Source organism: Vibrio sp. CB1-14, assembly GCF_040412085.2.
Classification (GTDB): domain Bacteria; phylum Pseudomonadota; class Gammaproteobacteria; order Enterobacterales; family Vibrionaceae; genus Vibrio; species Vibrio chaetopteri.
Window position 1 is genome coordinate 1,875,958 of sequence record NZ_CP115920.1, and the last position, 18,344, is coordinate 1,894,301.

The 18,344-nt window shown below is 44.6% G+C and carries 15 protein-coding genes; 6 read left to right on the forward strand and 9 right to left on the reverse strand.

All coding sequences use genetic code 11. The features are described from left to right. Together PG915_RS08530 and PG915_RS08535 are read right to left on the reverse strand one after the other, a co-directional pair. Nucleotides 1-1,203, reverse strand: coding sequence for an amino acid ABC transporter permease (locus PG915_RS08530; RefSeq protein WP_353496141.1), 1,203 nt, complete (start codon nucleotides 1,201-1,203; stop codon nucleotides 1-3). 68 nt (nucleotides 1,204-1,271) lie between these two features. Beyond that, nucleotides 1,272-2,300 carry an amino acid ABC transporter substrate-binding protein gene (locus PG915_RS08535; protein WP_353496142.1) on the reverse strand — a complete coding sequence of 343 codons (1,029 nt, stop codon included), beginning with the start codon at nucleotides 2,298-2,300 and terminating at the stop codon, nucleotides 1,272-1,274. A gap of 458 nt (nucleotides 2,301-2,758) precedes the next feature. On the opposite strand from PG915_RS08535, the gene PG915_RS08540 reads away from it, so the two are divergent. Next, nucleotides 2,759-3,697 carry a siroheme synthase gene (locus PG915_RS08540; protein ID WP_353496143.1) on the forward strand — a complete coding sequence of 313 codons (939 nt, stop codon included), beginning with the start codon at nucleotides 2,759-2,761 and terminating at the stop codon, nucleotides 3,695-3,697. A 50-nt stretch (nucleotides 3,698-3,747) separates the two neighbouring features. On the opposite strand, the gene PG915_RS08545 is transcribed toward PG915_RS08540, so the two are convergent. Then, nucleotides 3,748-4,230: a YajQ family cyclic di-GMP-binding protein gene (locus tag PG915_RS08545; RefSeq protein ID WP_353496144.1), complete on the reverse strand. Its 483-nt coding sequence runs from the start codon at nucleotides 4,228-4,230 to the stop codon at nucleotides 3,748-3,750. 1 nt (nucleotide 4,231) lies between these two features. Then, nucleotides 4,232-5,296 (reverse strand): 3-deoxy-7-phosphoheptulonate synthase, encoded by a 1,065-nt coding sequence (locus tag PG915_RS08550; protein ID WP_353496145.1) that lies wholly within the window; start codon nucleotides 5,294-5,296, stop codon nucleotides 4,232-4,234. A gap of 260 nt (nucleotides 5,297-5,556) precedes the next feature. Here PG915_RS08550 and PG915_RS08555 point away from each other — a divergent pair, with 260 nt between their 5' ends. Together PG915_RS08555 and PG915_RS08560 are read left to right on the forward strand one after the other, a co-directional pair. After that, on the forward strand, nucleotides 5,557-6,456 hold the full coding sequence (locus PG915_RS08555) for a putative PEP-binding protein (RefSeq protein WP_353496146.1): 900 nt from the start codon (nucleotides 5,557-5,559) through the stop codon (nucleotides 6,454-6,456). A 177-nt stretch (nucleotides 6,457-6,633) separates the two neighbouring features. Then, entirely contained in the window at nucleotides 6,634-7,113 is a 480-nt protein-coding gene (locus tag PG915_RS08560) for a PaaI family thioesterase (RefSeq protein WP_353496147.1), read from the forward strand. 25 nt (nucleotides 7,114-7,138) lie between these two features. Here the strand turns inward: PG915_RS08560 and PG915_RS08565 are convergent, their stop codons facing one another. Continuing rightward, nucleotides 7,139-8,488, reverse strand: a complete 1,350-nt coding sequence (locus tag PG915_RS08565; protein WP_353498691.1) for a hypothetical protein — start codon at nucleotides 8,486-8,488, stop codon at nucleotides 7,139-7,141. 113 nt (nucleotides 8,489-8,601) lie between these two features. On the opposite strand from PG915_RS08565, the gene PG915_RS08570 reads away from it, so the two are divergent. Then, nucleotides 8,602-9,441, forward strand: coding sequence for a CvfB family protein (locus PG915_RS08570; RefSeq protein ID WP_353496148.1), 840 nt, complete (start codon nucleotides 8,602-8,604; stop codon nucleotides 9,439-9,441). A gap of 304 nt (nucleotides 9,442-9,745) precedes the next feature. Here PG915_RS08570 and rsmF read toward each other — a convergent pair whose 3' ends face one another. The 4 genes from rsmF to PG915_RS08590 form a co-directional block, all read right to left on the reverse strand. Then, on the reverse strand, nucleotides 9,746-11,167 hold the full coding sequence (rsmF, locus tag PG915_RS08575) for a 16S rRNA (cytosine(1407)-C(5))-methyltransferase RsmF (RefSeq protein WP_353496149.1): 1,422 nt from the start codon (nucleotides 11,165-11,167) through the stop codon (nucleotides 9,746-9,748). A 153-nt stretch (nucleotides 11,168-11,320) separates the two neighbouring features. After that, on the reverse strand, nucleotides 11,321-13,957 hold the full coding sequence (locus PG915_RS08580) for an MlaD family protein (RefSeq protein ID WP_353496150.1): 2,637 nt from the start codon (nucleotides 13,955-13,957) through the stop codon (nucleotides 11,321-11,323). Nucleotides 13,958-13,965: 8 nt separating this feature from the next. Then, nucleotides 13,966-15,216: a paraquat-inducible protein A gene (locus tag PG915_RS08585; RefSeq protein WP_353498692.1), complete on the reverse strand. Its 1,251-nt coding sequence runs from the start codon at nucleotides 15,214-15,216 to the stop codon at nucleotides 13,966-13,968. A 39-nt stretch (nucleotides 15,217-15,255) separates the two neighbouring features. Further along, a complete protein-coding gene (locus tag PG915_RS08590) occupies nucleotides 15,256-17,052 on the reverse strand; it encodes an ABC transporter ATP-binding protein (protein WP_353496151.1) in 1,797 nt (598 codons plus the stop codon). A gap of 82 nt (nucleotides 17,053-17,134) precedes the next feature. Here PG915_RS08590 and PG915_RS08595 point away from each other — a divergent pair, with 82 nt between their 5' ends. Beyond that, the gene (locus PG915_RS08595) at nucleotides 17,135-17,608 is read left to right on the forward strand and encodes a GAF domain-containing protein (protein WP_042498765.1); all 474 of its coding nucleotides are present in this window, start codon (nucleotides 17,135-17,137) and stop codon (nucleotides 17,606-17,608) included. Between the two features lie 98 nt (nucleotides 17,609-17,706). Next, nucleotides 17,707-18,336, forward strand: coding sequence for an RNA chaperone ProQ (proQ, locus tag PG915_RS08600; RefSeq protein ID WP_353496152.1), 630 nt, complete (start codon nucleotides 17,707-17,709; stop codon nucleotides 18,334-18,336). Nucleotides 18,337-18,344: the final 8 nt, after the last annotated feature.

The following is an 18,344-nucleotide window of genomic DNA, read 5'->3' on the forward strand; positions in this document are numbered from 1 at the left end:
TTATCTCTCCACCAAAGCAACTTTCTTGTTGTAAACGTTCATCAGTGCAGACGTGAGCAAGCTTAGAGCTAGGTAGACACCCATCGTCATTGCAATAACTTCGATAGCCTGACCCACCTGGTTAAGCGTGGTACCGGCGAATACCGAAACCAAATCGGGATAACCGATTGCCATAGCAAGCGACGAGTTTTTCGTCAGATTCAAATATTGGCTGGTGAGTGGTGGAATGATGATACGCATAGCTTGAGGGATAACGACAAGCTTAAGCGTTCTTGAACGTGGCAGCCCAAGTGACATCGCAGCTTCAGTTTGACCATGGTTAACTGCATTAATACCGGAACGGACAATTTCAGCGATAAACGAGGCGGTATAAATACTCAGCGCCAAGGTTAATGCTGCAAGTTCTGGGATAATGCTAATACCACCGCGGAAGTTGAAGCCTTTCAATACTGGGTACTCAGCCGTGATAGGCATACCCATAATAAAAAACATAACCGTTGGAATACCAACGATAAGACCAAGGGCAATTCGACCCATAGGGGTTTGTTGACCGGTGAGCTTTTGGCGGTTGTTCGCCCAAATATTGATAATAATTGTCGCAACAATACCAATAATAAACGCTCCGATCACAACGCCACTGCCTTCACCAAATACTGGGGCAGGGAAGTAAAGACCGCGAACGTTCAAGAAGATCGCTTCGCCTAAACTCATACTTTGACGAGCAGAAGGCAGAGCTTGAAGTACCGCGAAATACCAAAAGAAAATTTGCAGCAAAAGAGGTATGTTACGGAAAATCTCGATATAGACTGCAGCAAAACGGCTAACGAGCCAGTTTGATGACAATCTCGCGATACCCATGACAAAACCGAGAATGGTTGCAAACACAATGCCCAGTACAGAAACCAGAGCCGTGTTTAAAAGTCCCACGTAGAAGGTGCGCCCGTAAGAGAACGTTTCGTCGTACTCAATCAGCGTCAGACCAATACCAAACCCTGCTTCTTGGCTTAAGAAATCAAAGCCTGTAGCGATGCCACGAGCAGCAAGGTTATCCAGTGCATTGGTAACGATGGTGTAGAAGAAAAATACCAGAGCGAGTACGGCTAAGACCTGGAATACAACGGAGCGAAAGGTGGGGTTGTATAGTAGATTTGCGCTTTTCGCAGGTTTATCCTGCGCTGCGACTTGAGTCGTAGTAGGTTTCATACAGCTTTAACCTCAAATCCTTTGAAAAAGGGCGGTAAAACCGCCCTTATTGGAGCATGAAAACGCGATTAGCGAATTGGTGGCGCGTACATGAAGCCGCCAGCATTCCATAGCGCGTTTACGCCACGAGAGATTTGCAGAGGAGAGCCTTCACCTACTGTACGCTCAAAGCTTTCACCGTAGTTACCTACTTGTTTGATAACTTGGTAACCCCAATCGTCAGCAATGCCTAGACCTTTACCTTTCGGACCGTCTACACCAAGGATACGCTTGATGTTTGGATCGGTAGATTTAAGCATTTCGTCAGCATTCTTTGAAGTAATGCCGTATTCTTCAGCGTTCACCATTGCAGCTAAAGTCCACTTAGCGATGTTGAACCACTGGTCATCACCTTGACGTACTACAGGGCCTAGAGGCTCTTTAGAGATGATTTCTGGTAGTACTTCCGCTGAGCTTGGTTCTGCAAGGTTTAGACGAAGCGCGTAAAGACCAGATTGGTCTGTGGTAAGAACGTCACAGCGACCTGAGTCGAAACCTTTTGAAGTTTGTGCTGCCGTATCGAATACAACTGGCTTATACTCCATACCGTTGTTACGGAAGTAATCGGCTAGGTTAAGCTCCGTTGTTGTACCAGATTGAACACATACAGATGCTCCATCCAGTTCTTTAGCACTTGTTAGGCCAAGTTCTTTTTTGACCATAAAGCCCTGACCATCGTAGTAGTTAACACCAACGAAGTTCAGACCTAAAGCTGAGTCACGGTGTAGAGTCCAAGTTGTGTTACGAGACAAAACGTCAATTTCACCTGATTGGAGAGCTGTAAAGCGTTCTTTTGCTGTTAATGGAACGTATTTAACTTTGGATTTGTCGCCCAGTACTGCTGCAGCTAACGCTTGACAGTATTCTACGTCAATACCTTCCCACTCACCTTTTGAGTTAGGGTTAGAGAAGCCTGGAAGACCAGTACTAACGCCACAAGTTAAAACGCCAGCTTTAGTGACTTTGTCCAGAGTTGAGTCTGCAGCCATTGCTGAAGTACTCATCATCGCAGCAGAAGCCGCCACTAAAGAAGCAATAAGAGTGAGTTTCTTTGCCATTGTGTATCCTTCCTGTTATTTCCGTGTAAGTCAGGTCCAGCCTGAATACCATGTGCTAATTATTGTTGTGTTTCGGTAGAGGCTGTTGTTTTTGAACCGAATTGGTGCAAGTTGTCACAGCCGTTTAAAGCGTAGATAATGAACTGTGAATACTCAAATTATTAATTTAAATGGTTTTTTGAGTAGTCACTCAACGCCAAACAATTGTTAGAATGGCTAAGTGTGATGACTTTGTAAATAGTGCAACTAATCACTAAAAAAGTGAATTAGAGAGTGGTGTGTTAAAGTTTCGTTAAAACAAAATAAAATAAATACCATTTTGTTAGTTGTTTGTATTTTCATCTATAAAATGCATTAAATTTGGTTGGAAATAGTTTTGTGATCAATATCTCGGTGACAATTTTGCACCATTTTGGTGATCATGAATGAATAGTTATATCGTTTAGAAAAGGAAAATTATGCGTTACTTTCCACTGTTTATGGACTTACTAGAAAGGCCCGTCTTGGTTGTTGGGGGCGGTGAAGTCGCTTGTCGAAAAGTCGAAACTCTTGTTCGAGCCGGAGCTAGTGTTACGGTTGTCTCACCTAAAGTTGAACCTTATCTTAGGGAGCTGAGCGAGAGTGGAAAGTGTGTTTGGATCCCACGTTTTTATGAACAAGAGTTGATGCGGGATGAGTTTGTTCAAGTATGGGCAACGACAGACAACCCTGAGCTGAATCATAGAGTGCATAAAGATGCGAAAAATGCCGGTATTTTAGTCAATGTAGTGGACGACACACCTTACTGTGACTTTATAACACCATCGATTATTAACCGCGGAAGAGTCCAAATTGCCATCTCCAGTGGTGGCTCTTCACCGGTCTTGATCCGAGGTATAAGAGAAAAGTTAGAAGCCGTTTTACCAATGAATACTGCTCAGTTAGCGGATTTTGCCGCCAGTAAACGAAGTGATATCAAGCGCCATTTTGCGACGGTAGATGAGAGAAGAAAGTTTTGGGAGCTATTTTTCAAGCAGCCGCTTGTTATCAACTGTAAAGATAATCAAGAGCTTGAAAAAGCCTATCAATCGCTAATTCACGCTGATGCCGAATTTACTGATTCTTGCACTTGGATTGAATTTGGTGAAGATCCCGAACTGCTACCGATCAAAGCGATGCGAATTATGCAGGAAGCGGAAATTGTATTTTATGACAAGCAGTGTCCGTTTGGCTTTGTAGACTTAGTAAGGCGAGATGCAGAGCGAATTGCGTTCGATGATGTTACTCAGGTCTCTTCCGACATTATGACAAGAAAAGCGGACAAACAACGTATTGTAGTGTTTGTAGAGCCGCACTCGTCTTCTTATAAGTTGCTAAAAGAAGGAGATGAAGTGATTGAGTTGGCGAAGGTAAAATAAAAGGGCGATACGCCCTTTTATTTTATACAGATTAAGCGGAAAGAGTTCACTTAGTCTCTGAAGTTATTGAACTGAAACGGTTGGCCAAGCTCGCCGTTCTTAACCAGTTGCATAGTAGCTTGTAAGTCGTCGCGTTTTTTTCCCGTTACTCGAACTTTGTCACCCTGGATTGACACTTGTACTTTGATTTTTGAATCCTTAACAAGCTTGACGATTTTCTTCGCAATTGGAGTCTCGATGCCTTGTTTGAACAACACGGTCTGGTTCCATAGCTTGCCAGATTGTTCTGCAGTTTGGGATTCCATTGCGTTTACATCAACACCACGTTTCGTTAGGTTGCCACGTAAAATGTCACGCATTTGCTTAAGTTGAAAGTCACCCTCACAAGAGAGTTTGACGGTCTCATCATTTAAAGCGAATGTTGCTTCAACATTGCGAAAATCAAATCGAGTAGAGATCTCACGGTTCGCATTGTCTACGGCGTTGCGCAGCTCTACGGTATCGATTTCAGAAACGATATCAAAAGATGGCATGTTAACTTTCCTTTTCGTTGCGTTGTTTAACGGCGTCAGCAAGAATATCGAGCATATGAACCGTGTCGCTCCAGCTCAAGCATGGGTCGGTGATGGACTTGCCGTAAGTGAGGTTATGGATATCTTCCATACCTTGATTACCTTCCTCGATAAAGCTCTCTGCCATAATGCCCGACACTTTTTGAGAGCCTGCAATAATTTGGCGCGCCACTTCTTGAGCAACATTGATCTGTTTGCGGTGCTGTTTTTGACAGTTAGCGTGGCTAAAGTCGACAACAAGTCGTGCTGGCAAGTCAAATGATGCCAGTTGTTCGCACGCCGCATCGATAGACGCTTCGTCAAAGTTTGGACCTGTATCACCACCACGTAGAATTATGTGACCAAACGGGTTGCCGCTGGTGCGATATACCGTCATGCGACCATGTTTATCTGGCGAGTAAAAGTAGTGTGAAGCTTTCGATGCACGAATCGCATCGATAGCAATTTTAACACTACCATTTGTGCCATTCTTGAAGCCAACTGGGCAAGAAAGGGCAGAAGCCATTTCACGGTGGATTTGTGACTCTGTAGTACGAGCACCAATCGCGCCCCACGTGATAAGATCAGCAATGTATTGGCCGGTAATCATATCGAGAAACTCAGTTGCTGTCGCAAGGCCGAGTTTGTTGATATCAAGAAGTAAACCACGTGCTTTGTTAAGGCCCGCTTCAAGTGCGTAAGAACCGTCTAGGTTAGGGTCGGTAATCAAACCTTTCCAACCGACTACGGTGCGCGGCTTCTCAAAGTAAGTGCGCATTACGATAAACAGTTCGTCTTTGTATTGATCTTGGATAGCGCTGAGGCGCTTAGCATAGTCTAAAGCCGCTTCGGTATCGTGTACCGAACAAGGGCCGACAATGCAAAGAAGACGGTTATCGTCTCCAGTAAGAATATTTTCAATTTGACGGCGAGAATGCGCAATGCGCTCTGCTACGTCATCAGTAATTGGGTGGTTAGCGCTCAATTCTGATGGAGTTGGCATTGGACCTAATGCCTGTGTTCTTAGTTCATCGGTCTTTAATGGCATGATGGTGCAGCCTGCAAATTATTATGAAGCGGTTAAGATAACGGAATTGTCCAGTAGAATAAACCACTAATATAGCTATAGCTCAATCATTTCCATGATCACTTAAATTTTAACGCTATGTTTGCCTAAAAACAGAGCGATTTTCCTGTTAAGTTACTGAACGAATGTCGGTTAGTCATTAAATTGCCAGAATCCCTTGTATTCTATGTGGTGAGTCGGTATTTTGCCAAAAGCAGTAATAATTAGAGCATGGAGCAACAATGAGTTACCAAAAAGAACAGCCTCAAAGAAACACGCCATCGGGACTCAACGTCGGCAATGTGTTGCCCAGTTTTGTGGAGCAAGCCCCAGCGTCTTCTCTATATGTATCCATTTCAGAGCTGATTATGGAGAAGGTGTTTTTTCACCCGGGTTTTTCCGCAGCTGAATCGGAACTTGACCCTGTAGAAACAGAAGCCATTCAAGCGCTGCTTGGTGAGCAGACCGCTGAAGACTTCTTTGTTTCCACTCTTGTTGATGCGATCACTTCTTCAATTACGACTGAACATTCTACTATTTGCGTTGAACTCAATGACGCGACCAGTTACGAAATGAGTGCGTTACTAGGCGGTAAAGTGGAAGCGGACGAAATCAACCCACAGCTTGGTTTACGTGGTGTTTCTCGTTTTTCTTCTGAGTCATATCAAGCCTGTTTTGCCCTTGAGTGCGAAGTCATCAAAACATTACGAAGCCAGGGGCATGACGTGTCTATAGTTGTACCCTGCGTACGTGCATTAAGTGATGCAGCTAAGATCATCGATCGCTTGGCAGAACGTGGACTACCACGCGGTCTAAATGGCTTGAAAGTATTGTTTGCGTGTGACACGCCATCAGCGGTTCTGCTATCTGAGCGCTTGCTGCATTACTTTGACGGCTTAGTGCTTAAGCTAGAAAGCTTAACTCAGCTGACGCTCGGTGTTGATTTGCAGCATGATGAGTTAGCTCACCTGTACGACCCGCAAAACGAAGCGGTGTTGGCTTTAGTCAAGCAAGCAATAGCCGCGTGCCATCAAGTTAACAAACCAGCGAGTCTCTTAGTCGACAATTTGTCAGACTTGCCTCAGTTAGCAGAACTTCTGCAAGATGAAACTAAGGTAACGGTTTTTCCAGTTAGTGAGTAGAGCCACCTTAACAGGCTAATTATCAGGATATTTCAGCGGCTGACTCCTTGTTCTATGGGGTCAGCCGTTTTTTATTACAGAGTTATCTCGCTTGGCTTTTGTTTTGTTAACATTTTTTTGACAACTGATGATTATTTTGGCTTACTGGTCTGACTAGTTGTTCGGAAGGATCTCAACATGTTTAGCGCGATGCAAAAAGCCAACTTTTATCTCAATACATTCGGTTTCTTCAAGGTGCCCCTAATTTGGCTTTGTCGCCCTAAGTTACTGAAGCTCGATGAGGACGAAGTAGAGTTGCTGATCCCCTTAAAACGTCGCACTAAGAATCATTTAAACAGTATGTATTTTGGTGTGCTAGCTGTCGGGGCGGACGTTGCAGGCGGTTTTATGGCGATGAGTAAAGCTCAGCAGCGTGGTAAGCGTGTGTCATTGGCGTTTAAGGAAGTGGAGGGCAAGTTTCTTAGACGTCCTGAAGCCGATGTGATTTTCACCTGTAAAGACGGCAAGCTTATCGATGAGATGCTCGATGAAACGATTCGCTCAGGCGAGCGAATCAATAAACCGGTTCGAATTGTGGCCACCTGTCCAAGTTTGCATGGTGACGAACCTATGGCCGAATTCTCTTTAGTGTTGTCTCTAAAGGCGAAGGCTTCTTAAAGCGATGTTTCGCAAGGAAACCGCGTTAAACGGGTATCTGTTCAATATCGACGATTTTTGAACGATTGAGAACAATCTTCCAGCGATAGTAAACGGCTTCTTCGCCTTGGTTGCTCTCTCTCACAATTAGATTGAGTAGGTGGCGTTTCTCTAACGATTCTTTGACGACCTGACCTTCTTGTAATTTGTAGATCCGGTTATTGGATTTATCCATTAATCGGGTCAGAGCTCGAACGTTAATGTTTAAGATCTCTCGCGTTTGCTCATAGCCGCTTGTAAAACGCGATGTTGCCATTTCGGTATGTGAACGATAGTGCAGCACCTCTTCTTCTCTTTGTACTGAACGTTTCTTGCGAATACTCTTAATTCGGTCTGGCAGTTGTTCGAAAGTGCTGTAATCTAGCCATTCAATCTTTTTGCCCACCTCTTTTTTTGTTGTAGCGTCAATAAAGCGGCGACGCCACTTTGGTTTGCCGCGTTGTATCCAGCGCCACATGATGTCGCGTAAATCGTCCTTAAACACTTCTCTCAAGGCATAGATGACCGACAGCACCAAAATAAACGAGGCGGTGATTTCCCCTAGATAGTCCCGAGCCAAAATCACCGCAGAGGTAACAAATAACATCACTAGCCCGGTTGCGGAGCCTTTGATGATTCGTTTAGTGTTATTTCCCATGCTGGTGGATTTCGATTGCAGAACGATAGGGTGCTCGATCAGGCGACGTAACAAACGCATCTTATTGGCAAGGCGAGTGGGGTCGTTCTTCACTTTGTCGGAGTTGTAGTTGTTTAAGTTACGATGTGCTTGTTCCTTCTCAACAATGGTAATCAAACGATCTTTTAAAGGCGTGTAAGATTTGCTATTCGGAATATACACCACCAACTCAAGCAGCTTTTGTCCTGTATACCAAGAGAGATAATTGTCGATATTGGCGTAGTGGCGCTTTAGGTGCTCTTCATAAGGAACAGAGCGGCGCATCTTCTTTAGAATATCGAGCACCAGTTCAATAACTTCGTCGACTTCATCCGCGGTCACTTCGTCTTGTGCGGTTTCTTTCAGTGTTGCTACCGCTTTATCCAACGCGATGACGTACTGGTAAGCAAACAAGCTCAAACTCACACGATACTGGGTGTTTGATAAGCGGCCGCGTTTAGCCAGCCTTGAGTGGACGAGTGGCAGTAGTGTCTCGTTACTGTAGTAGGCGCGTTTTTGTGAAATAGATTCATGATAAAAATCAGACTCAGAGATGAGATGAGACTTCATTCCTAACTCATTGGGAATGAATAAGAATACATCCAAGTCTAGCTTTTTCGTGTTGGCCATTACATGTGCAATTTTTAGCGTAATAGCATCTTGTTTGTCTACGGTGATCAACCAACTCTCTCCATGTGCTGAGATTGAGCTAAGCATATCAGAACCAAGGTAAACTAGCATCTTAAAGGGAGTTAGGTATAATCGCGCCAACAACCCCATTAGAGATAATAAACATGATTAACATAGGTCGTATTAACCAATTGGAAGTAATTAAAGAAGCAGACTTCGGCTGGTTCTTGGATGGAGAGGACTACGGCTCTATTCTACTTTCTAAAAAGCATGCTCCAGAGGACATCGCTGTCGGTAACACGGTCGATGTGTTTATCTACTTTGATGCAGATAACCAAGTTGTTGCAACAACGGATACGCCTATTGCACAAGTGGGCGAATGGGGTCTGATGAAAGTTGAAGGTATTAACAGTGTCGGTGCATTTGCAAGCTGGGGCATTAAAGAAAAAGATTTGTTGATCCCGTTTAGTGAACAGCGCGGTCGTTTGTCAGAAGGACAAACTATCTTGGTTTACGTTTATACAGACAAAGCATCGGGACGCATTGTTGGCACCACTAAGTTCAACAAATTATTGGATAAGACGCCAGCACGCTATAAGCAAAACGAACAGGTTGACCTTCTGATTGCAGAGCGTAGTGAACTAGGCTTTAAGGCCATCGTTAATGGTGAGCATTGGGGAATGATTTTCCCATCTGATGTCATCGGAAAACTGTTTGTGGGTAAGAAGCTTAAAGGCTTTATCAAGCAAATCCGTGAAGATGGCAAAATCGATCTGTCACTTCAAAAAATTGGTGTGGCGAAAATGGATGACTTGAGTGAGAAAATTCTGAGCTTGCTTGAGAAGAAAGGTGGCTTCTTGCCATTGAGCGACAAGTCAACACCAGAAGCGATCTTTGCTGCGTTCAAAACCAGTAAAGGTACCTTCAAGAAGAGCATTGGCGGTCTGTACAAGCAAGGTAAGATTCGTATTGAAAAAGACGGAATTTATCTTAACGCTGAATAAAGTTATGCGCTAGTAGCTGTTGCAAGGTCAACAGACCAAAAAGAGGCCCAAAACTGATCCTGATTTGGGCCTAGGGGAATGGCTCATGGAGAGCCTACGCTAACTGTAAAGATGGACGATGTTTCAAACGCTACTGCTTGTAACAATGAGCCTGTAAGCCCTTTGCAAACTTGCATTGTGGCAAGTCTGTCAAACATTAAACTCTTTCTGCCTGTGTCTTGATAACCTTTAAAGTGTAGTACAGAACAGTAAAAAAGCGATGCTGATAGCGGTTTTAACCAGCTAAAACCGCTATCCAATTGGCTTAGAACAGATTTTTGTCGCGCACTAATTCCCTAGGCAATCCATTTTTGACTCGATTTCCCACCCATTTACCAAGACCAATGATAAAACCATTGTAGCTAACTAACACTTCGCCTTTACCGCTTAGTCCTTCTGGGCGCACATCACGCCCCATAAACCACTCTCTCGCATCTTCAATACTCAGAGGCACAGCTTCAGCGTCGGCAGTCGCTAGGGCTGTGGCCACTTGATGTTGCCATTTGTAGCCTTTCTTGTGCTGCTCTGCGATTTTGATGCCCATACGGGAAAAGCGAAACTCGCCCAGCATTGGCTCTAATGCTTTTGGGAATAACCAAATGTCATTATCGCGTTTCCAAAGCACGCTGCTTTCTGGAACAGAAAGTGAAAATGCTTGATCTAAGTGCGTGACAATGTCACTAAATTCCTTGTTAGTAAGTTGACTAAAAGGGAATTTCCCGAGCTTTTTCTTTACATCTGGCGAAGTGACAGAAGCGTGTTTTGTAAACTTAGCAATGAAAAAGCCTTCGCTATCATAGGTCTGAGGGAAAACGTGTAGGAAGCCTTCCGGAGTTGTCGCCTTGTCAGCGCCTTCAAATAGATTGATCAAGCTCTCGGCTTGAACTGCGTCTCCGAATGTATCAAGAAGATGTGTGGCCACGTTTTGATTTTCTTCTGGGCTAAGTGCACAGGTTGAATACACCAGTGTACCGCCGACTTTTAGCGCATGGAAAGCACTCTCAATCAGGTCTTTCTGTGTAGCGGCAATCTCTGCGGTAGAATCTAAGCTCCAGTTTTTCATCGCGTCCGGATCTTTTCGAACCGTGCCTTCACCCGAACAAGGCGCATCGAGCAAAATAGCGTCGAACTGCTCTGGAAGCCAACCACCAAATACACGAGCATCGTAGTTACTCAGCGCGGCGTTGCGCACGCCACAACGTTCAATATTGGCATGCAGTACTTTAACGCGGCTAGCTGCGAATTCATTGGCCACTAAAACGCCTTGGTTATTCATCAGCGCTGCTAACTGCGTGGTTTTAGAGCCAGGTGCCGCTGCCATATCTAATACAGACTCGAATGTCTCTGTAGCGTCGGAATAAAGGGCGCTAGGCGGTAGCATTGAACTGGCTTCTTGGATGTAAAACAGCCCAGCCATGTGCTCAGCCGTATTGCCTAGTGGTACAACAGACTCGTCGGCGTCAATCCAAAAACCTTCTTGGCACCAAGGGATAGGGTGTAGGCGCCATCCTTTTTGCTCGGCGATTTTTTGAAAGGCTTCAATGGTCGTCTTGAGCGTGTTTACGCGAATACTTTTCCTAAGTGGTCTACGACAAGCGTCAATGAAATCACTGATCGATAAATGCTTTGGAAGGAAGCTGTCGACGTGATTTAGAAAATCTTCTGGGAGATAGACGTTAGAATGCAAAATGAAGCCTTTTGATACTGTATTTAGTTGCGCTGGATTATAACCATAGCAGGGTATGAATGAAACCAGCGATATGAGAAACGCTCTAGCAAATAGGACGTAAAAAAATAGCCCGCTATGCGGGCTACGTTAGGCGTAAAATCGTGCTCTGAACTAAGGCGCAGGAATGGCTGTGCGCCATTGTTTCCAGCTGGCATCACCTTCTTTATTTAGGTAGAAGGTTTGTCCGGCTTTTGCTTGTGGTTGTAGTTGGTTACCCTCTGGTGTTGAGAAAGTGATTCCCCCACGAAGCAAACTGTCCACAGTTCCTGCTTTAATATTTGCACCAGACAAGCCAAATTGAACGTTTAGGCCAGAAGCATTCCAAAATACACTATTGGCACGAACCAGGTACGCGTAGTTAGGGTCAATCTCGATAGTAGATACCACACGATCAGCAAATGGGCCCAGTTCAACCATGGTTACACGGCCAACTTCAATATCACGATAGAGGATAGGGGTTCCTGGCTTGATAGAGCCTCTGTTCTCACTTTGTAAGACGAACTGAATGCCATTATCGACTTTTGCAAAGTCGTGCAGATCAAACTGCTTACTTGGTTCACCTTTACCCGGCTCAACAGCAATGTATTGCGACACAATGGCGCCAAGATTTTTTACCCCATTGAGGCCAATTTCAGGTTTAACCATCCAATAGTAGGCACCAGTATTGGTTAGCTGCTTCACGTACTCCGGTAGGATACGCGCAACAATCTCAACACGATCGCGATCGAAGTCAGGAAGAGTAAGCATAACTTCGCCCACTTTTACCCCTTGATACTTAATCGCCATGCCTTTGTTGATGGCCTGATCATTAGCAGTGGTAAATAGGGTGATGGACTGTCCGAATTTACGCGCAGAGTTAAAATCAGAATAGAGCTTCCAGTTTTTACCTGTCTTATTTTCTATACCCGGCAGGCTATCGAAGGCAATGCCACCATCAATAAGAGTTTTCAATGGTGCCGCTTTAACGTTAATACCAGAGAGTGAAGCCTCTACTTCAACGCCAGAGCGATTCCAAAATACCGTTTGTTTGGTGACAAGGTGATTGTATTTATTATCAATAGACACATTGATGTAGACGCCGCCATCGGTCAGCTCATAATCAGCGACACTACCGACTTCCATATTGCGATACAGCAGTGGGCTACCTTTTTTAATCGGTGGCAATTCAGCTGCAAATAGCTTCATTGTCATAGAGCCAGATTGATTGTGCTTAGCGAGCTCTGCCAGTGCTTTGGTCTGAAATAGTGGGAACTCTGCACGTTCGGTTTTTTGTCCTTCGCTGACAAAGCTAATGGAGCCAGTCAGAAGCTGTTTCGCTGGTGGGACTGTTACGCTAAGTCCTGCTTCGGTTAGCTCCGCGGTTGCGCTACCCGATACGAAAAAGCGGTTTTGAGAACGAATGAGATGCTTGTATTCCACATCAATCGCAATATCCATGGCCACTTGATCATCTACCAACTCAACACTGGATAAGTTGCCAACAGGGATACCACGATAGAGAACATTAACTCCTGGTTCTAAACCGTAAGAGTTATCAGCAAGCAGGCGAAGCGAGATAGATTTTGCTTGTACTTGGTCGAGTTCTTCTTGCTGAATGGCAATAAAGTCACGAGTTTGTGGACCTTCACCTGGGACTAACGTTAGGAAATTGCCGGTCAGTAAGTTAGACAGGTTTTCTACACCAGTAAGGGACACTTTCGCTTCTTCGAGTAAGAAGAGGGTGCCTTGGTTGAGCATATCGCTAAACGCCGGTTCGATTGATGCAGAAGCGACAATCGAATCACGTCCATCATTGAGTGACAAATTATTAATGCGGCCAATTTCAAGCCCGCGGTACATGATTGGAGAGCCATTACCTTTGAGGTTGCTGTTGTCTGGTAGCGTGATCTTTACTGGAATGCCTCGGCCAGCCGTTTTGAGGTCTTTGTAGAGTCTAAAATCGGAACCATCTTTAACTGGCTCACCTCCATCAGGAGAGTCCACCGCGATCGCACCTGCCAAAATTGCGGCTAAGCTTTCTAAGCGAATGTCGACACCCTGAAAGCCAACACTTGCTCCAATGCCGCTCACGTTCCAGAAGCGGCTCTTGTTGGTAATGATGTGACGGAACTCTTCTTGAATAGACGCTTTGATAATGACCGTTTCAGCATCATCATCAAGCTTGAAGTTGTAGACTTCGCCAATAGGTATTTTTTTGTAGACAATCTTTGAGCCAACGGAGATGCCTCCTAGATCTTTGGCTCGCAGAGTAACGGTAAGGCCATCGTTGATCGCAAGCTCTGTTGGCACTGACTCAAGAGCAATGAATTTGGATTTTGAGCTGCTTGATTCTGTTGCCGGGTGAATGGCAATGTAGTTACCTGAGACCAGAGCATCGAGACCAGATATGCCTGACAAAGACGCAGAAGGTTTTACCAGCCAAAACTTAGTGTTCTCGCCAAGCAGTTTTGCTGCTTCTGGGTAGATGTCTGCATCAACATAGATGTTCGAGAGGTCTTCAGATAGATTGATGTCTCGGGTCATACCGACTTCAAGACCTTGGTATCGAATGGTGGTTCGTCCGGCGATCAAGCCTTGTGCATCGGAGAAATAGATTTGAACACGCTGCCCGGCATCGTGCACTGCTTTTACCAAAAGCCAGCCTGCTAAGGCAATGGTCAAAATAGGTAAGATCCAAAGCGGCGATATTCTTCGCGTTTTCTTTATCTCTGGCGCAAAAGAGGGCTGTGGCTGATTATCATTACTCATTAATGCTACTACTCAACAGTGTTGTCTGACTCAGATTGAATTTTGGACGCATGCTTATCCCATAACAATCGTGGGTCAATAGATTCGGCGGCCAACATAGTTAAGACCACCACAATTCCGAATGCAACCGCGCCAAAACCTGGAGTGAAGTTTAGGATTTGTCCGCGATCCACTAGCGTTAACATGATGGCGATGACGAACAAGTCAGTCATCGACCATTTACCAATCCACTTGATGGCTCGGTAAATCATCAGCGCATGACGATGATTTTTGACCATATTGAATTGAATACAAATAAGGAGGTATGCCAGTCCCACAATTTTAGCGACGGGAACCACGATACTAGCAACGAAAATAATGATGGCGATGCCCAGCATGTCATTATTAATTAATGATGCCACACCAGAGAAGATCGTATCTTCCAATAGTTGACCATTGGTGATGAGAATCGAGATGGGGATCAAGTTTGCAGGGAGTATGGCAATGGTTGCTGCGATAAGTAGTGCCCATGTTTTCTGCATTGAATTGGGCTTACGGTGGTGGAGCGCACTACCGCATCGTATACATGCTGTGTTTTCTTGCTGCGATAGGTGGCAGCTATGACAATGAATACGTTTTTCGGTAATCGCCAAGCGACTTTCCGGATGCCATAACTCCCAATAGCGGCGAGTGCTGACACGATTGATAATCAGAATAGTAATGACCTGCAAGATAACTAAACTATAGAGGGCATTGCCAACGAAGATATCGGAATAGTCTTGCAGCTTGAAACAGGATATCGCCACACTAATGAGGAATACATCCAACATCACCCAATGGCGACTGTGGTCAAGAATGAATAGCGACCACTTCAGCGGCATAAACCAGTGTCTTCTCAGTGAAAAGTGAGCGCTTAGGATAGAAAAACACATCGCAAGTGGTGCAATGGTGTGACAAAACATGGTGAGTAGCGCTAGACCCAGATAGCCTTCTTTAACGAGAGCGTGAAAGCCTTCCATTAAAGTGCCCTCTATATTTACTCCAACCAAGCGAATAGTAATAAAGTCGAAGTAGTATGAGGGAATAAACAGCAACAGACAGGTAATAGCCAGCGCTAGGTTGCCATTTAGTGATGCGTGTTCGCTGCGATACACAGTGGTACCGCAGCGAGGACAATCAGCAGTTTGTCCAGGTTCCAGAGGAATAGTGTCGACAGGTAGTTCACAGTTCTCACAGAGTCTAACTTGCGAAGCTGGTGATGAGTGGGCACAGCTTTTCATCACCACTAGTTCTGTCCTTCTAGTGATGTACGGGTAACGTTAGCTTGCTGACTGCACAGTACCGTACAAGGTTTGGTACAGACCTTCTTTTTCGACCAATTCAATATGGGTTCCTGATTGTGTTACCTGACCATCTTCGAGTACATAGATGAGGTCTGCTTGTTTCACCGCAGAGAGTCTGTGCGCAACAATAAGCGTTGTGCGATCTTTCAAAAACTCACTAAGCGCAGTATGTAGAGCAGCCTCTGTTGCTGTGTCGAGCGCCGATGTCGCTTCATCCAAAATCACAAACTGCGGATCGCTTAGAATCATGCGAGCGATTGCCAAGCGCTGTCTTTGACCGCCTGACAGCCGAATGCCATTTTTGCCAATTTGAGTTTCTAGCCCATCAACAAGCTGATCCGTGACATCTTGAAGCTGCGCTACTTTCAGCGCATTCCATATGGAGAAGTCATCGTACTCTTTTCCAAGAGTCAAATTATGCCTTAAGCTGTCATTAAAGAGTATAGGTTGCTGTAAAACAACAGCAATTTTATCTCGAATAATGTCAAAACCTATGTCATTTGTGTCAACTCCATTGAACTTGATAATGCCTTGGTTTTGCTTATACACGCCAATAAGTAACTGGATGAGTGTTGACTTGCCGCCACCACTGGCTCCAACTAAGGCTACTTTCTTTCCTGCGGGTATGTCCAAGCTCAACCGTTTGAGGACATCCTTGTCTGAGTTATAGGAGAACACCACGTTTTCAATCGCGACATCGACTTGGGTGTTGTCGACGAATGGATTAATTTTACTGACGATTTGTGGCTCTTCATCGAGGTCGAGCAGCGTATTGATGCGGTTAAGAGCTGCTTTGGCGCTGTACCAAGAAAACTGAATGCTCAGCAGCTCTTGAACAGGCCCCAACATAAACCACAAGTAACCGAAGACGGCAAAAATCTGTCCGATGGTCAAATCACTAAATAGAACCATCACCATGGCTACGGCTCTAAAAAGTTCAAAACCAATCAGGAACAGCAAGAAAGAGAGTCGACCTGCAGCTTCCGACTGCCAGGCATATTTGTCGGCATTGGATCTTACTTCATTGGCATGCTCTTTTAATTGATTTAAAAAGTCACGCTCTCGGTTGGCTGCGCGTAACTGATAGATGCCATCTAGTGTTTCGACTAAACGATTTTGAAATTTCTCAAATGCTTGGTTTTCTCGCTTTTTAAGATGCTTAACCATACCGCCAAGTTTCTTTGAAAAGTAAACCACTACAGGGTTAACCAACAAAATAAACAAGCCTAGACGCCAGTCTAACCACAGCAACACAATAGCAGTGCCGATCACAGTGAGAAAACTAATTATGAACTTACTCAGTGTGGAGCCGATGAATTGGTCGATTGTTTCGATATCGGTAATAAGGTGGGCGTTAATACCACCGCTGCTGCGGGTTTCGTACTGAGCGATGCTAATTCGTCCGAGCTTATCGATCATTTTGCAGCGGATTTGATAGGTAATGGTCTTAGACACTAAGGTGAATTGACGTCCCTGCAGAATGTTTAAACCTTGGCTGACTGTTCGCATCATAACCACTAGCACCAGAGTCATTGCTATATAGCCGATAGGAGTTTGCCAGCTATCAAGCATGAAGGTGTTCATCATAGCAAGGCCACTAGCAGGTTGGTCTAGAAGAACTTCATCAACCATTAAGGGCATCAATAGCGGAATAGGGACGCTAATCAGCGTAGCGATAATCGCGATGAGATTAGCAACAATTAAACGTGGCTTGTGATTTTTTACTTGAGTTATCAACCAGGAACGGCTAATAGTGTCTTTGGTATTCGGCATGCTTTTGAGAATGGTTCCTATTTCTATTTTGTTGGCATTGTACGTTTATCGTTGGAATTTAAAAGCTATTAATGGAAATATCATGAATTTAGACAACTATGAGCGTCTTACAAAACAGGCGGTTGCGCTCATCGAATCGGAAACCGACTTCATCGCTAACCTTTCTAATATTAGTGCACTTCTATTCATGGAGTTAGAAGACCTTAACTGGGCTGGCTTTTATTTGATGAAACAAGGCGAACTCGTCCTTGGTCCATTCCAAGGGAAACCGGCTTGTGTCCGAATTCCAGTAGGCCGAGGTGTTTGTGGTACTGCCGCTGCAACCAATACGGTACAACGTGTATACGATGTTCATGCATTTGAAGGTCATATCGCTTGTGACGCTGCGAGTAATTCTGAGATCGTAATTCCGTTTTCTATAAATGGAGAGATTGCCGGGGTGTTGGACATTGATAGCCCAAGTATTGGTCGATTCAACGAAATTGATGAAGAGGGATTAACCAAGTTCATGGATTCCGTACAAAAGGTGCTTAATTCCCATACAAACGTGGGCTAAAATCACATTTGCCTGTGGTTTTTCTATTGCAGGTCACTATAATACCAAGAATATTTTTCTTAATGCTTCGCGGATAACCGCATTAACCAGGAACCCACATGGAAAACACTGAGAAGTTGAAGAACAGCAAAGAAATTATCGCGTATATTGCTGAATGTTTCCCTAAATGCTTTACTGTAGAAGGTGAAGCGAAACCACTTAAAATTGGTATCTTTCAAGATCTTGCTGAGCGTCTAAAAGATGATGAGAAAGTAAGCAAGACTCAGCTACGTTCAGCGTTAAGACAATACACTTCTTCTTGGCGTTACCTACACGGTGTTAAACCTGGAGCAGTGCGTGTTGATCTTGATGGTAACGATTGTGGTGTATTAGAAGAAGAGCACGTAGAGCACGCAAAAGCGACGCTAGCAGAAAGCAAGGCAAAAGTTGCTGCTCGTCGTAAAGAACAAGCTCAAAAAGCTCGTGAAGAAGGTAAAGCGAAACCTAAAGCTAAAAAGCCTCAAGGTGCACGTAAGCCACAGACTACAAAGAAAACAGCGAAAGTAAGTAAGCCAGTTGAAACGCGCGCTTTGAATGCAGATGAGATGATCATCGGTAAGCAAGTAAACGTAAACATGGGCAAAGGGAACATGGCTGCGACCATTGTTGAAATCAATAAGGAAGATGTGCGCGTTCAGCTAATAAATGGCCTACAAATGGTTGTTAAAGCGGAGCACCTGCGCGCATAAAGGAGATA